The organism is Symbioplanes lichenis (genome assembly GCF_030709675.1).
In the GTDB taxonomy this organism is placed as follows: Bacteria; Actinomycetota; Actinomycetes; order Mycobacteriales; family Micromonosporaceae; genus Actinoplanes; species Actinoplanes lichenis.
Window position 1 is genome coordinate 35,253 of sequence record NZ_JAUZQD010000009.1, and the last position, 14,444, is coordinate 49,696.

Sequence of the window (14,444 nt, forward strand, 5' to 3'; positions counted from 1 at the left end):
TCACTTGTCTTGCGGGCCTGCGTTCTTCGCGATGGCGCCGGGGATGGCGTACATGTGGGCGAAGGCGCGGGCCTGCTCGCCGGACCACAGCGACGAGCCGTAGCCGTAGACCACGCCCTGGCGGGTGGCGGCGTCGAGGAGGCTGTAGGGGCTGCGGCTGCCGAGCGGGATGATGTTGCCCTTGACCAGCTTCACGCGCACGTGACCGGTGACCCGCTGCTGGCTCGAGTCGAGGAACGCGCGGAAGTCGTCGAGGATCGGGTCGTAGTAGACGGCCTCGTGCAGCAGGTCGCCGTACGTGTTGCCGAGCTGCAGCTTCGTCGCCTGCTGGCGGTTGCTGAGCACCAGCTTCTCCAGCTCGCGGTGCGCGGCGATGAGCGTCAGCATGCCGGGCGCCTCGAAGCCGACCCGCGCGAGGTTGCCGACCATCGTCGAGCCCATGTGGATCCCGCGGCCCACGCCATGAGAAGCCGCCAGGGTGTTGAGCGAGCGCAGGATGGCGTAGTTCGGCGCGTCCGGGCCCGTGCCGGGAATCGCCACACCGTCCGGCGTGGTCGCGGAGACGACCTCGCCCTTCACGAACTCCAGGATCAGCTCGACACCGCCGGCCGGCGCGTCGTCGATCGACTTCGTGTAGGTCCACGCGTCCTCGGGCAGGTAGTCCCAGGACCCGTACGTCTCCTTGCCGCCGATCGACGTGCCGATCAGGCCCTCGTTGATCGAGTAGGTCGTGACCTTGTCCGGCGTGTGGAAGCCGTGCTGCAGCAGGAAGTCCCGCTCGAACTCGCGGGTCAGCCGCTCGTCGCGGATGGGCGTGACGATCTCCATCTGCGGCGCCAGCGCGCGGATCACCGAGTCGTAGCGCACGTGGTCGGCCCCGGCCCCGGTCGAGCCGTGCGCCACCGCGTCGGCGCCGTGGTCGAGGGCCGCCTGCACGACCTTCTCCGCCTGCACGAGCCGCTCGGCGCCGACACACGAGGGGTACGCGCCGTTGCGCAGATAGTTGGCCTTGACCGCGTACGTGATGACGCGCGAGTAGAGCTCCTCGCGCGCGTCGATGACGAAGTGCTCCGCCGCGCCCAGCTCCTCCGCGCGCTTGCGGACCACGTCGGCCTCGCCGCTGTGCAGGCCGCCGGTGTCGATGTTGGCGGTCAGCACCTCCCAGCCCTGCTCCTTGAGGGAGACGAGGGCGTACGACGTGTCGAGGCCGCCGGAGAACGCGAGGACGATCTTGCGCTTGCTCATCAGATTCCTTCGATCGGGACTTCGAGGATCGGGACGTACGAGGTCCCGTCCTGCACGAGGTGGCCGGGGGGCAGCACGTAGTAGCGGCACTCGCGCGCCTCGATGCTCTTCTGCATGGCGCGCTGCCGCTCGTAGTCGAACGGGTCGAGCAGGAACGTCGGCTCCGGCTGGCTCTGCACGGGGTCGGCGGTGAAGTCGTTCTCGTAGACGAACGAGCCGGGCGAGGTGTGGAACGGCACGGTCGCGACCATGATCTGCAGCCGGCCGAACCGGGTGTGCACGCGCAGGGCCGTGTTGTCGTACTGGGTGACGCCGTCGAGCTTCTTCGCCTGGTAGACGCTCAGGGCGAGGGCCTTGAGGGCCCGGCCCAGCCCGACGTTGGTCATGACGGACCACAGCGACCAGCCGACCCACGTCCCGGTGGCCGCGCTGGGGTTCGCGCAGTAGCCGCCGATCGGGATCGGTCCGCTGTAGCCGCTGGCCTGAGCCTTCTCGAACACGGCACGCAGGTGCTTCTTCGTCTCCTCGTCGAACGCGCTGGTCTCCAGCGTCGCGGTGAACAACGACTGGGGCAGCGCGGCGATGACGGCCGCCGACGGCATGAGAATGAGGTCGATCATCACCCACTGCGGCATCGGGATGCCCCGGTCGCCGAACGCGATGCCGTTGATCACGTTGAACAGGTTGAGGAACTCGTTGGTGTCCCAGCCCTTGGAGCCGGTGGTCTCGGTGAAGTCGAGCCAGTTGAGCCGGTGCCCGTACGGGGCCTCGTTGAGGTGCGGGCGCAGGGTGTCGTTGGAGGCGAGGTAGAACTCCACGCCGTGCGCCTGGAGCTTCTTCATGTTGTCCGTGAAGCCGGGGAAGAAGGCCTCGACGGCGGGCTGCTGCGCGATCACGGCAGGGTCCCTTCGTTGTCCGTACGGCTCCACGCCGTGAGCTTGTCGGCGAGGCGGGCGCCGGACCCGGTGTCGGTGGCGGGCTCGCGGGCGACGACCAGGATCGTGTCGTCGCCGGCGATCGTGCCGACCACGTCCGGCAGCCCGGAGCGGTCGAGCGCGCTGGCCAGGAACTGCGCGGCGCCCGGCGGGACGCGCAGCACCACGAGGTTGCCGCTGACGTCCACCGAGTTGAGGAGCTCGCGCAGCAGCCGGACGAGGCGGGCCGGCGCCTGTTCCACGGGACGCAGCGGGCGCAGGCCGTCCTCGGGGATCACGTACACGCCGCCGGTCTTGACGGCCCGCAGCTCCTCGAGGTCGCGCGACAGTGTCGCCTGGGTCACCTGGACGCCGTCGAGCGCGAGGAACTCGGCGAGCTCCGTCTGCGACCGGACGGCCTTGTCCCGGATCAGGTCGACGATCCGCGCGTGCCGCGCTGCACGCGTCCCGGGGCCGGTCATTCCGCGTTGACTCCTAGAAGCCAGGCCAGCAGCGCCTTCTGGGCGTGCAGGCGGTTCTCGGCCTGATCGAACACCGCGCTCTGCGGGCCGTCGAGCACCTCGTCGGTGATCTCCTCGCCGCGGTGCGCGGGCAGGCAGTGCAGCACGATAGCGCCCGGCGCCGCGTGCGCGAGCAGCTCCTGGTTGATCTGGTACGGCCAGAAGGGCGTACGCCGGTCCTTGCCGTCGTTCTCCTGCCCCATCGATGTCCACGCGTCCGTGGCGAGCACGTCGGTCTTCGACGCCGCCTCGACCGGGTCGCGCAGCACGGTGACCGAGCCGCCCGTGGTCGCGGCGATCTCGGCGGCGCGCGTGACGACGGCCGGGTCGGGGTCGAAGCCCTCCGGCGCGGCCACCCGCACATGCATGCCCGCCGTGGCGCCGGCCAGGAGATACGAGTGCGCCATGTTGTTGGCGGCATCCCCCACGTACGTGAGGCTGCGGCCCTGCGTCGCACCCAGCCGCTCGCGGATCGTCTGCAGATCGGCCAGCAGCTGGCACGGGTGGAAGCCGTCGGTGAGCGCGTTGATCACCGGCACGTGCACGTCCCGCGACAGCTCGGCGAGCCGCTCGTCGCCGTGCGTCCGGAAGACCATGGCCGCCGCGTAACGGGAGACGACCCGGCCCGCGTCCTGCAGCGACTCGCCCCGGCCGAAGTGCGTCGCCTGGGTGTCCACGATGATCGGATTGCCGCCCAGCTCGGCGATGCCGGCCTCGAACGACAGCCGGGTGCGCAGGCTGGCCTTGTCGAAGAAGACCGCCACCGACCTCGGGCCCGCGAGCGGCTGCCGCGCGAAGCGGTCCGCCTTCATCGCGGCGGCCAGCTCGAGCACCTCGTTCTGCTCGGCCGGGCTCAGATCGTCGTCGCGGAGAAAGTGCCTGGTCACGGGAGAACCTCCTGGAACGCGGCCAGGAACGCCTCGGCCTGCTCGGTGGTGAGAATCAAGGGGGGCGCCAGCCGGATCACGTCGGGCTGGATGGGGTTGACGAGGAAGCCGGCCCCGGTCAGCTTCGCGGCGAGGTCCTTGGCGATCGGCTCGTTGAGCACGATGCCGAGAAGCAGACCCGCGCCCCGCACTTTTTCCACGGCCGGATGGTCGAAGCTCTCGACGCCGCGGCGGATCAGCTCACCGACCCGCTTGACGTGGTCGAGCAGCCCCTCCCCCGCGATCGTGCGGATGACCGCCAGCCCCGCCGCGCAGCTGATCGGATTGCCGGCGAACGTGCTGCCGTGCGACCCCGGCGTGAACAGGTCGGCCGCCTTGCCGAAGGCGAGCGTCGCGCCCAGCGGCAGGCCGCCGCCGAGCCCCTTGGCCAGGGTGATGACGTCCGGCTCGACGCCCTCGCTCTGATGGTGGAACCAGTGGCCCGTGCGCCCGATGCCGGTCTGGATCTCATCGAGCACGAGCAGCGCGCCCGTGGCGGTGCAGATCTCCCGCGCCGCGGCCAGGTAACCGGGCGGGGGCACGACCACGCCCATCTCGCCCTGGATCGGCTCGAGGATGACCATGGCGGTGTCCGTCGTCACGGCGCTCTTCAGGGCCTCGGCATCGCCGTACGGGACATGCGTCACGTCGCCCGGCAACGGCCGGAACGGGTCCTGCTTCGACGGCTGGCCGGTCAGCGCCAGCGCGCCCATCGTGCGGCCGTGGAACCCGCCCTCGGTGGCGACGACGTGCGTGCGGCCGGTGAGCCGGGACAGCTTGAACGCGGCCTCGTTGGCCTCGGCGCCCGAGTTGCTGAAGATGACCCGCCCCGGCCGGCCGGCGAGGGCCAGCAGCAGCTCGGCGAGGGCGACGGTGGGCTCGGCGACGTACAGGTTGGAGATGTGCCCGAGCGTGCTCACCTGCTGCGTCACGGCCTGCACGACCGCCGGGTGGGCGTGGCCGAGGGCGTTGACGGCGATGCCGCCGAGCAGGTCGACGTACTGCTTGCCGTCCTCGGCGGTCAGCACCGCGCCCGCACCGCTCACCAGGCCGATCGACGGGCCGCCGTAGTTGTTCATCATGCTCTGCGACCAGCGCTCGACGAGGCTGCTCATGACGGGACCACCATGGTGCCGATTCCTTCCGGGGTGAACACTTCGAGCAGGGTCGAGTGCGGGACGCGGCCGTCGACCACGTGCGCGGCGGGGATCCCGCCCTGCACGGCCCGCAGGCACGCCTCCATCTTGGGCACCATGCCGGCCTCGAGGCTCGGGAGCAGCTTTTCCAGGGCGTCGGTGTCGATGCGCTTGGTCAGCGAGCCGGTGTCCGGCCAGTTGGTGTAAAGACCGGGCACATCCGTGAGTACGACCAGCTTGCGCGCGTTCAGTGCGATCGCGAGGGCCGCCGCCGCGGTGTCGGCGTTGACGTTGTGGAGCACGCCGTCCCTGTCCGGGGCGACCGTCGCCACCACCGGGATCCGGCCCGCGGCGATCAGGTCGTCGACCGCCTCCGTCCGCACCTCGGCCACGTCGCCGACCTGGCCGATGTCGATCGGTTCGCCGTCGATGACCGCGTGACGGCGAACGGCGGTGAACAGGCCCGCGTCCTCGCCGGACAGCCCGACGGCGAAGGGCCCGTGCTGGTTGATCAGCCCGACCAGCTCGCGGCCGACCTGACCGACGAGCACCATGCGGACCACGTCCATGGCCTCGGGCGTGGTGACGCGCAGGCCGCCGCGGAACTCGCTCTCGATGCCCAGCTTGGTGAGCATCGAGGAGATCTGCGGACCGCCGCCGTGCACGACGACCGGGCGGATGCCGGCGTAGCGCAGGAACACCATGTCGGCCGCGAAGGCCTTCTGCAGTTCCGGGTTGATCATGGCGTTGCCGCCGTACTTGATGACGATGGTGCTGCCGTGGTACTGCTCGAGCCACGGCAGGGCCTCGATCAGGACGGCTGCTTTGTCCTGCGCGTTCATCATGTGGAGTAGGCCGAGTTCTCGTGGACGTAGGCGTGGCTCAGGTCCGTGGTCCAGATCGTGGCGTCCATCTCGCCCTCGTGGAGATGGATCTGGACTTTGACCGACCTGTCGGTGAGGTCGACTTTGGAGCGGTCGTCGGCGGCCGCGCCGTTCTTGCAGATCCAGACGCCGTTGATCGCCACGTCGATGCGGTCGGGCTCGAAGGCGGCCTTCGTGGTGCCGACCGCCGCGAGGATCCGGCCCCAGTTGGGGTCGTTGCCGAAGAAGGCGGTCTTGACCAGGTTGTTGCCGGCGACCGTCCGGCCGACCTCCACCGCGTCCGCCTCGCTGGCCGCGCCGAGCACCTCGATCGCGATGTGCTTGGTGGCACCCTCGGCGTCGGCGATGAGCTGCTGGGCCAGGTCGTGGCACGCGGCGGTGACCGCGGCCGTCAGCTCCTCCTGCGTCGGCTGCACGTCCGAGGCGCCGCTGGCCAGCAGCAGCACGGTGTCGTTGGTGGACATGCACCCGTCGGCGTCGATCCGGTCGAAGGTGACCCGGGTGGCCGCGCGCAGCGCCTCGTCGAGCGCCTCGCTGCCCGCCACGGCATCCGTGGTCAGCACGACGAGCATCGTGGCCAGGGCCGGGGCCAGCATGCCGGCGCCCTTCGCCATGCCGCCGACGGACCAGCCGCTTCCTTCGACAAGGGTGTTCTTGGCCACGGTGTCCGTGGTCATGATCGCCTCGGCGGCGCTCTTCCCGCCTTCCGGGTCGAGCCCCTTGATGGCGGCCGTGACACCGGGCAGCAGCTTGTCCATCGGCAACAGCTCGCCGATCAGACCGGTCGAGCAGACCGCCACGTCGCCGGCCCCCATCAGCACCGGCTTGCCCAGGCCCCGGAAGGTCGCCGCCACGTGCTCGGCGGTCGCGTGCGTGTCGCGGAAGCCCTGGGTGCCGGTGCACGCGTTGGCGCCGCCGGAGTTGAGGACGACCGCGCGGACCACGCCGCCCTTGAGCACCTGCTGGCTCCATAGCACCGGCGCCGCCTTCACGCGGTTGCCGGTGAAGACGCCGGCCACGGTCGCGTCCGGGCCGTCGTTGATCACGACGGCGACGTCGGCGTTGCCGCTGGCCTTGAGCCCGGCCGCGACGCCGGCGGCCCGGAAGCCCCGGGGGGAGGTGACGGTCACGGCGCCACCCCGAAGACGCTCAGGCCCGAGGTCTCGGGCAGCCCGAGCATGATGTTGGCATTCTGCACGGCCTGGCTCGCGGCGCCCTTGCCCAGGTTGTCGAGGGCGCTCACCACGACGATCCGGCCGGAGTCGACATCCACCGTGGCCTGCAGGTGGCACGAGTTGGAGCCGAGCGTGGCCGCCGTGTGCGGCCAGCGCCCCTCGGGGAGGACGTGAACAAAAGGCTCGTCCGCGTAGGCCGCCTCGAGGACGTCGCGCGGATGGGTGGTGCCCACCGGCTTCGCGGTCACGGTGGCGAGGATGCCCCGCGGCATGGGCGCCAGCACCGGCGTCATCGACAGCGAGTCGGCGCCGGTCGCCTGCTTGATCTCCGGCACGTGCTGGTGGGCGCCGACCTTGTAGGGGCTCAGGTCGCCCATGACCTCGCTGCCGAGCAGGTTCACCTTGGCGCTGCGCCCGGCGCCCGAGGTGCCCGACGAGGCGACCACCACGACGTCGGCCGGGTCGGCCACCCCGGCGGCGATCAGCGGCGCCAGCGCGAGGCTGATGGTCGCGGCGTAACAGCCGGTGCTGGCCACCCGGTCGCTCGCGGCGATCAGCTCGCGCTGCCCCGGCAGCTCCGGCAGCCCGTAGGTCCAGGTCCCGGCGTGCGCTCCCCCGTAGTAGCGCTCCCACAGCGCGGCGTCGCGCAGGCGGAAGTCGGCCCCGAGGTCGACGATCCGCACCCCGCCGGGCAGCTGCGCGGCCAGCGCCGCCGACTGCCCGTGCGGCAGCGCCAGGAAGACCAGATCGGCGTCGGCCAGCGACGCCGCATCGGTCGCCCCGAGCGTCAGATCCAGCCCGGCGAGCTGGGGATGAACGGCGGCGACGGGCGTGCCCGCCTGCGAGTGCGCCGTGGCGGCGACAAGGTCGAGCCCGGGATGCCCGGCGACGAGCCTGAGCAGCTCACCGCCCGCATACCCACTCGCCCCGGCGACCGCGACCCGGATTCCCATACTTACCTCCGCATGACTATGCAGAGAACCGTATAACGCCGGGTACCGCGACAGCAAGCCGGTAAACCTGTGCGTTGAGCCGTCAGACCGGCGTGGCGATGCGCAGCAGGTCGCCCACCTCCGGCAGGCCCCGGCGGCGGTCGTGAAGGAGCATCGTGCGGAGCGGCTCCTGGTCCGCCAGCGGGACGAAGGTCACGTCGGCGGGGGCGTCGCGGGACATGCTCAGTGGCAGGGCGGCCGCGCTCAGGCCGGTGGCGACCAGGGCCAGCTGCGTGGTCACGTCGTCGACCTCCGCGAACTTGCGGGCCCGGAAACCGGTGCGCCGGCACATGCCGTGGAGGCCGAACGGCTGCTCGCGGATCGCGTCGCGGGCGATCGTGGTGAAGCGCTCGGCGGCCAGCTCGGGCAGCGTAAGGGTCTCACGCCGGGCCAGCGGGTGGTCGCGGTGGAGGGCGACAGCGAGGGGCTCGGCGGCGAGCTCGGCGACCTCGATCGGCGGGGAGACCGACGGCGGGGTGAAGCCGCTGGTCACCGCGAACCGCATGGTGCCGTCGGCCAGTTGGGCGCAGGCGTCCTCGATGCGGGTCTCGCGGACCCGCAGCCGGGCGCCGGGCCGGGCGACGGCGACCTGGCGCATCAGGTCCGCGAGGCGGTGCGGCGGGACGCCCGGGGTCAGGCCGATCGTGACCGTGCCGGTCTCGCCGCGCATCGCCGCTTCGCCCGCCCGGATCGCCAGCCGGCTGGACTCCAGGGTGTCGCGCGCGTGCGGCAGGAAGGCGGCCCCGGCCTCGGTGAGCAGGACGCCCCGGCCGTCCCGGCGGACCAGCGTCATGTCCAGCGCCGCCTCGAGCCGCTGCAGCTGCTGCGAGACGGCCGGCTGCGCGATGCCCAGCCGGTCGGCGGCCCGCCCGAAATGCCGCTCCTCGGCGACCGCCACGAAACAGCGCAGCCCCTTGAGGGAGATGTCCATAACGAAACATTATCACCGGCATAATAGGGTCATATTGGACAGTCGGGCCGGTCCGTTCCTATCGTTCCGGGCATGACGAGAACAGCTCTGATCACCGCGTCCTCCCGGGGCATCGGCCGGGCGATCGCCTTGCGCCTGAGCCGGGACGGGGCATCCGTGGCGGTCAACTATCAGCGCAACGAGACGGCCGCCAAGGAGGTCGTCGCGACGATCGAGCAGGCCGGCGGGAAAGCCGTGGCCGTGCGGGCCGACATCGCCGATCCCGCGGACATCACCCGCCTCTTCGAGGAGGCGGCCGGCGCCCTGGGCGGTCTCGACATCGTGGTGAACAACGCGGGCGTACGCGCGTTCGGAGCCGTGGCCGAGATGCCGCTGGACGTTCTCGACTCGATCCTGGCCGTCAATGTCCGGGGCACTTTCCTGGTCATGCAGCAGGCGGCGCGGGTGCTCCGGGACGGGGGCCGGATCATCAACATCTCCACCGGGCACACGCGGGAGGCGAATCCGAATGTCGCCGCCTACGGGGGCGGGAAGACGGCGGCGGAGTATTTCGCGCGCGTTCTCGCCAAGGAACTGGGCAGCCGGCGGATCACCGTCAATTCCGTGCTGCCCGGGCTGACCGACACCGACGGCTTGTCGCCGGATTTCCGGGCGAACGACGCGTTGCTGGCCCGCACGCCGTTGGGGCGGCTCGGGCGGCCCGAGGACATCGCGGACGTCGTCGCCTTTCTCGCGGGCGACGACGCCCGCTGGGTCACCGGCGACACGATCGCGGCCGCCGGCGGCCTGGTCTGAGGATCGCAGCCGGTGGCCTGGCGAGAAGCGCCGCCGGCGGCCTGGTCCGACCAGCACCGCCGGCCTTGAGGAGGAAAGAGCCGGGTCAGCCGAGGCCGCCGAAGACCGGGGGCTGGCCGGTGGCCTCGAGGACCGAGAGCCACAGGTCGCCGTCCGGGTCGACCTGGTTGCGGCGGGAGACGGCGAGGCGCATGGGCACGTGGACGAAGCGGCCGCGCCACTGCCCGACCACCATCTCGGTGCGGCCGGCCAGGGCGGCGTGGACGGCGGACTGGGCGAGGCGCAGGCAGTAGACGCTGTCGTACGGATTGGCGGGCACGCTGCGGATCGCGTAGCTGGGGTCGATGTACTTCAGGTTGACCTCGTCGCCGGCGGTCTCGAAGTCGGCCTGGATGCGGTCGCGCAGGAAGCGGCCGAAGTCGGCGAGCTTGCGGTTGCCCGAGGCGTCGGTGCGGTCCTGGGCGTCGGACATGAGGTCCTGGCCGGCGCCTTCGGCCACCACCACCAGGGCGTGGCCGCGCGTCTTGACCCGGTGGCGCAGGGCGGGCAGGAAGCTCTCCAGACTGACCGGCACCTCAGGGATCAGCACGAAGTCGGCGTCGTTGTTGGCCAGCGCGGCATAGCTGGCGATGAAGCCGCTGTGCCGGCCCATCAGCTGCACGAGCCCGATGCCGCCCGGCTGCCCGGCGGCCTCGACGTGGGCCGCGCGCAGCGACTCGGCGGCCTTGCCGAAGGCGGTCTGAAAACCGAAGGACTGCCCGATGTACGGGATGTCGTTGTCGATCGTCTTCGGCACGCCGACCACCGCGATGCGCCGCTCCCGCGCCTCGATGACCTCAGCGATCTTGAGGGCGCCCCGCATCGAGCCGTCGCCGCCGATGACGAAGAGCACGTTGACGCCGAGCTGCTCGAGGCAGTCGACGATCTCGTCGGGGTCCTGGTTGCCCCGGGAGGTGCCCAGGATCGTGCCGCCGTGCTCGTTGACGTATTCCACCGACTCGGGGGTCAGCTCGACGATGCTGCGCCCGTGCCGGGGCACCAGGCCCTGATAGCCGTTGCGGAACCCGATGATGCGAGTCACGCCGTACTGGTTGGTCAGGCTGAGCACCAGGCCGCGGATGACGTCGTTGAGGCCGGGGCAGAGGCCGCCGCACGTGACGATGCCCACCCGGATCTTCGACGGGTCGAAGAAGATCTTGCGGCGCGGCCCGCCCGGCTCGAACGACGGCGGCTCGCCCTCGCCGTGCGCCCGCAGCAGCGAGAGGGTGTCGTCGAGCAGGACGCGGTCGTTCTCGTCGACGTAGTGCGCGCTGCTGGAGCGCTCGCGCAGCAACGCGCCGAGCGGCGAGTCGATGCGCCCGGCTCCGAGTGTCTTGACTTCCAGCTCAGCCATCGGTGAACTCCAAGGCCTCCGGCACGCCGGCGACCATGTTCCGGTGCAGCAGCTTCCATGACTCGGCGTCCTCGACGGTCCCGGCGTGCGGCCGGCGGAAGCGGTGCAGATCCACGCACAGGTCGTTGATGATCCATCGCAGCCGGTAGAGAATCAACATCGCCGGCACAACAGTCATCCCGGTGGCGGCACTCCACGCCGAGTGTTCACCGCCCAGCAACCAGAGGTCGCGCTCGGGCGGGGCGACCAGCGCGGTCTCCCAGTCGATCAGCTTCCACCCGGTGGCCGTGCGCATGGTGTTGCCCGGGTGCGGCTCACCGTGGGTGAGCACGTCGCGGCTGCGGTCCGCCCCGGCCACGAGGTCGTCGTAGCGCCCGAGCAAAGCACGAATCACTGCCGCGTGGTCCGTGATGAGCGCCGCGGCCCGATCAGTGTACGGCCCGGCGGTGACGAAACCTCCGGCGAGGGCGTCCCGATGCTCGATCACCAGGTCGTCCCGCGCGGCGGCCGCCGGCACCGGGGCCGTGTGCAGCCGGGCGAGCATGTCCCGCACGGCGTCCCGGTGCCCGGCCGACGGCCACTCTCCGAAGTGGAAGCTCTCGCCGGACAAATACGGGTAAAGCGTGGCCATCCACTCGTCGGTGATCGGCTCCGGGCCGGCCGCCGGCGCCACGACGAAGTCCAGGTCAAGAGCCGCGGCCGCCGCCAGCGCCCGCTCCCGGCGGGCCGAGGCGAGGTCCGCCGTCACGAACCACCGCACCCCGGCCGCGTCCACGCTCGTCCAGTGGTGACTGCCCCAGCCGACCGGCACGTACTCCAGGGCGTGCAGCCCGAACCGGTCGGCCAGCAGCGCGGCGGGCAGGGAGGCGGGAGGCGTCAGCACGCCGCGACCCTACGAGATGCGGAAGCCCGCGCGCAGGAGGTTTTCGCGCCGCGAGTCCGGGCCGACGAGCAGGTCGAAATCACCCGGTTCGACGACCCGCCGCCCGGCCGCCGTCACGAGCGTGCAGTCGGCCGCGGCCACCTCGATCTCCACGGTCACCGACTCGCCCGGCAAAACCTCGACCTGCCGGTACGCTTTCAGCTCGCGCGTGGCCCACGTGACGCTCGTCACCAGGTCGCTGACGTACGCCTGCACGGTCTCGAGCGCGGGACGCCCTCCCGTGTTGGTCAGAGTGACCGTGGCCCGGATCACATCCTCGGCCGTCACCGCCGGGGTGTGCACGGTCAGGTCCGAGTACTCGATCGTGGTGTAGCTCAGGCCCTCGCCGAACGCGAACAGCGGATCCTGCGTCAGGTCGGCGTAGCGGTTGCCGTGCTGGCCGCGGATCTGGTTGTAGTAGATCGGCTGCTGACCGGCGTGCCGCGCGGCCGACAGGGGCATGCGCCCGCTCGGCTCGATCAGGCCGAGCAGCAGCTCGGCGATCGCCCGGCCGCCCCGCATGCCGGGATTGAAGGCCTGCACGATCGCGGCCGCGTTCAGAGCGGAGGGCGGCAGGACCAGGGGCTTCGAATTGATCAGTACGACGATGAGGGGCGTACCCGTCCCGGCCAGCGCGTCGAGCAGCGCGATCTGACCGCCCTGCAGCTCCAGCGTCGCGGTCGATTTGCTCTCGCCGGTCAGCGCGACCGTGTCCCCGAGCACGACCACCGCATGGTCGGCGGCCCGCGCCGTGGCCACCGCCTCGGCGATCAGCTCCGGATCGGCCCCGGCGGGCCGGGAGATCGGCGGCCGCGGCTGCCCGTCGGGATAGAACTCGCCGGCCGGGTCGGGCACGAGCCGCTCGATGTCGGCGCCGCGGGCGGTGGTGACGGTCACGCCCTCGGGCGCCACGGCGCGGAAGCCGTCGAGGACCGTCTCGATCAGCTCGCGCGGCTGGCCGTCCGGCATCCAGTCGACCTGGCCGGAGGCGCCCGCCCAGTCGCCGAGCTGGGACTGCGGGTCGTCGGCGTTGGGCCCGATGATCGCGACGGTTTTCGCGCCCTGTGCGGGAAGAGGCAACGTGCCGTCGTTGCGCAGGAGAACCAGCGAGCGCCGGGCCACTTCGAGGTTGAGGGCGGCGTGGTCCGGGTGCCCGATCACGGCCGCCTGGCGTGCGGCGTCGGGCGCGCGCGGGTCCTCGAACAGGCCCAGCTCGAATTTCACGCGCAGGATCCGGCGTACGGCGGCGTCGACCTCGGCCTCGCTCAGCAGCCCGCGCCCGACCGCCTCCTGGACCCCCTCGAAGAAGCCGGGGGTGGTCATGATCAGGTCATTTCCCGAGCGTACGGCCACCGTGGCCGCCTCGACATCGTCGGCGCAGACCTTCTGCTCCCACACCATGCGGCCGACGTTGTCCCAGTCGGTGACCAGCGTGCCGGTGAAGCCCCACTCGTCCTTGAGCACGTCGTTGAGCAGCCACTTGTTGGCCGTGATGGGCACGCCGTCGATCGACTGGTAGCCGAGCATGAACACCCGGCAGCCCTCCTTGGCCGCCCGCTCGAACGGCGGCAGGAACCACGCGCGCAGCTTGCGGGGGCTCAGGTCGGCCTCGCTGGCGTCGCGCCCGCCCTGCGTCTCCGAATAGCCGGCGAAGTGCTTGGCGGTGGCCAGGATCGCGGTCGGGTCGGTGAGCCCGGCCCCCTGATAGCCGCGGATCATCGCGGCCCCCAGCTCCCCGATCAGGTACGGGTCCTCGCCGAACGTCTCGTCCACCCGCCCCCACCGCAGGTCGCGCGTGATGCACAGCACCGGCGAGAACGTCCAGTGGATCCCGGTCGCCGACACCTCCACGGCCGTGACCCGCGCCACCCGCTCGGCCAGCGCCGGGTCCCAGGAGGCGGCCAGGCCGAGCTGCGTCGGGAAGACCGTCGCGCCGGGCCAGAAGCCGTGCCCGTGGATGCAGTCCTCGGCGGTGATCAGCGGGATGCCCAGCCGCGTGCGGGCGGCCAGGTCGATCGCCTCGAGCATGCGCTCCGGCGAGGCGTGCAGGATCGAGCCCGCGAGCTTGCCCGCAACGGCGTCCTTGATGTCGCGCCGCGCGTCGAGCTGCAGCATCTGCCCGGCCTTCTCGGCCAGCGTCATCCGGGCCAGGAGATCCTCGACCCGCTGATCGACGCTGAGCGAAGGGTCACGGTACGCATCGATCGCTGTCACAGCACTCCTCGCGTTCGGGGGGAACGTCCGGAAGTCTTGCACAGCCCGGAACCGGTTACGGCCCGCGCCGGGGTCGGATCTTCGGTCAGTTGGTACCGGAACCGGCGCGGATCGGGGGTTTCGCCCCGATCCGCGCCTTCTCGTGGTGGCTTCACCCGACCGCGCTGCTGCCGTCCACGCTCGGCGCCTCGATGCCGGCCGCGTCGATCGCGTCGAGCCGGGCGTCGCGGGCTTCCTTCTCGCGCTGGAGCAGCGTCACGTACTCGGCCTGCACGGCCGGGTCCTCCAGGTCCTCGACCCGGTCGAAGTAGCGCTGCGTGGTGCGGACGGCCTCGGCGTAGGCCAGGGCGGTCTCACGGATCAGGGTCAGGTCCTTGTCAGCCATGGTCGAGTCAT

Annotated in this window: 14 protein-coding genes; 1 reads left to right on the forward strand and 13 read right to left on the reverse strand. The window is 71.4% G+C overall.

Annotated features, from left to right (window positions below):
- The 9 genes from RAN62_RS22030 to RAN62_RS22070 form a co-directional block, all read right to left on the reverse strand.
- A complete protein-coding gene (locus RAN62_RS22030) occupies positions 1-1,245 on the reverse strand; it encodes an argininosuccinate synthase (protein ID WP_305786609.1) in 1,245 nt (414 codons plus the stop codon).
- Positions 1,245-2,141, reverse strand: a complete 897-nt coding sequence (locus tag RAN62_RS22035; RefSeq protein ID WP_305786610.1) for a hypothetical protein — start codon at positions 2,139-2,141, stop codon at positions 1,245-1,247. The genes RAN62_RS22030 and RAN62_RS22035 overlap by 1 nt, the downstream gene beginning before the upstream one ends.
- Positions 2,138-2,641 carry an arginine repressor gene (locus RAN62_RS22040; RefSeq protein ID WP_305786611.1) on the reverse strand — a complete coding sequence of 168 codons (504 nt, stop codon included), beginning with the start codon at positions 2,639-2,641 and terminating at the stop codon, positions 2,138-2,140. Before RAN62_RS22040 ends, RAN62_RS22035 begins: the two co-directional genes overlap by 4 nt.
- Positions 2,638-3,567, reverse strand: a complete 930-nt coding sequence (argF, locus tag RAN62_RS22045; RefSeq protein WP_305786612.1) for an ornithine carbamoyltransferase — start codon at positions 3,565-3,567, stop codon at positions 2,638-2,640. Before argF ends, RAN62_RS22040 begins: the two co-directional genes overlap by 4 nt.
- A complete protein-coding gene (locus RAN62_RS22050) occupies positions 3,564-4,721 on the reverse strand; it encodes an acetylornithine transaminase (RefSeq protein ID WP_305786613.1) in 1,158 nt (385 codons plus the stop codon). The genes argF and RAN62_RS22050 overlap by 4 nt, the downstream gene beginning before the upstream one ends.
- Complete coding sequence (gene argB / locus RAN62_RS22055; protein WP_305786614.1) at positions 4,718-5,584, reverse strand: acetylglutamate kinase; 867 nt, start codon at positions 5,582-5,584, stop codon at positions 4,718-4,720. The genes RAN62_RS22050 and argB overlap by 4 nt, the downstream gene beginning before the upstream one ends.
- Positions 5,584-6,756 carry a bifunctional glutamate N-acetyltransferase/amino-acid acetyltransferase ArgJ gene (argJ, locus tag RAN62_RS22060; protein WP_305786615.1) on the reverse strand — a complete coding sequence of 391 codons (1,173 nt, stop codon included), beginning with the start codon at positions 6,754-6,756 and terminating at the stop codon, positions 5,584-5,586. Before argJ ends, argB begins: the two co-directional genes overlap by 1 nt.
- On the reverse strand, positions 6,753-7,754 hold the full coding sequence (gene argC, locus RAN62_RS22065) for an N-acetyl-gamma-glutamyl-phosphate reductase (protein WP_305786616.1): 1,002 nt from the start codon (positions 7,752-7,754) through the stop codon (positions 6,753-6,755). Before argC ends, argJ begins: the two co-directional genes overlap by 4 nt.
- A gap of 82 nt (positions 7,755-7,836) precedes the next feature.
- The gene (locus tag RAN62_RS22070) at positions 7,837-8,724 is read right to left on the reverse strand and encodes a LysR family transcriptional regulator (RefSeq protein ID WP_305786617.1); all 888 of its coding nucleotides are present in this window, start codon (positions 8,722-8,724) and stop codon (positions 7,837-7,839) included.
- Positions 8,725-8,796: 72 nt separating this feature from the next.
- On the opposite strand from RAN62_RS22070, the gene RAN62_RS22075 reads away from it, so the two are divergent.
- Positions 8,797-9,519, forward strand: coding sequence for an SDR family oxidoreductase (locus tag RAN62_RS22075; RefSeq protein ID WP_305786618.1), 723 nt, complete (start codon positions 8,797-8,799; stop codon positions 9,517-9,519).
- Positions 9,520-9,604: 85 nt separating this feature from the next.
- On the opposite strand, the gene RAN62_RS22080 is transcribed toward RAN62_RS22075, so the two are convergent.
- The 4 genes from RAN62_RS22080 to RAN62_RS22095 all read right to left on the reverse strand — a co-directional run bounded on the left by RAN62_RS22080 (position 9,605) and on the right by RAN62_RS22095 (position 14,433).
- The gene (locus tag RAN62_RS22080) at positions 9,605-10,912 is read right to left on the reverse strand and encodes an ATP-dependent 6-phosphofructokinase (RefSeq protein ID WP_305786619.1); all 1,308 of its coding nucleotides are present in this window, start codon (positions 10,910-10,912) and stop codon (positions 9,605-9,607) included.
- Entirely contained in the window at positions 10,905-11,795 is an 891-nt protein-coding gene (locus tag RAN62_RS22085; RefSeq protein ID WP_305786620.1) for a phosphotransferase, read from the reverse strand. The genes RAN62_RS22080 and RAN62_RS22085 overlap by 8 nt, the downstream gene beginning before the upstream one ends.
- Before the next feature lie 9 nt (positions 11,796-11,804).
- Positions 11,805-14,048 carry an exo-beta-d-1,3/1,6-glucosidase gene (locus RAN62_RS22090; RefSeq protein WP_305786621.1) on the reverse strand — a complete coding sequence of 748 codons (2,244 nt, stop codon included), beginning with the start codon at positions 14,046-14,048 and terminating at the stop codon, positions 11,805-11,807.
- Positions 14,049-14,199: 151 nt separating this feature from the next.
- On the reverse strand, positions 14,200-14,433 hold the full coding sequence (locus tag RAN62_RS22095) for a hypothetical protein (protein ID WP_305786622.1): 234 nt from the start codon (positions 14,431-14,433) through the stop codon (positions 14,200-14,202).
- Positions 14,434-14,444 lie beyond the last annotated feature (11 nt).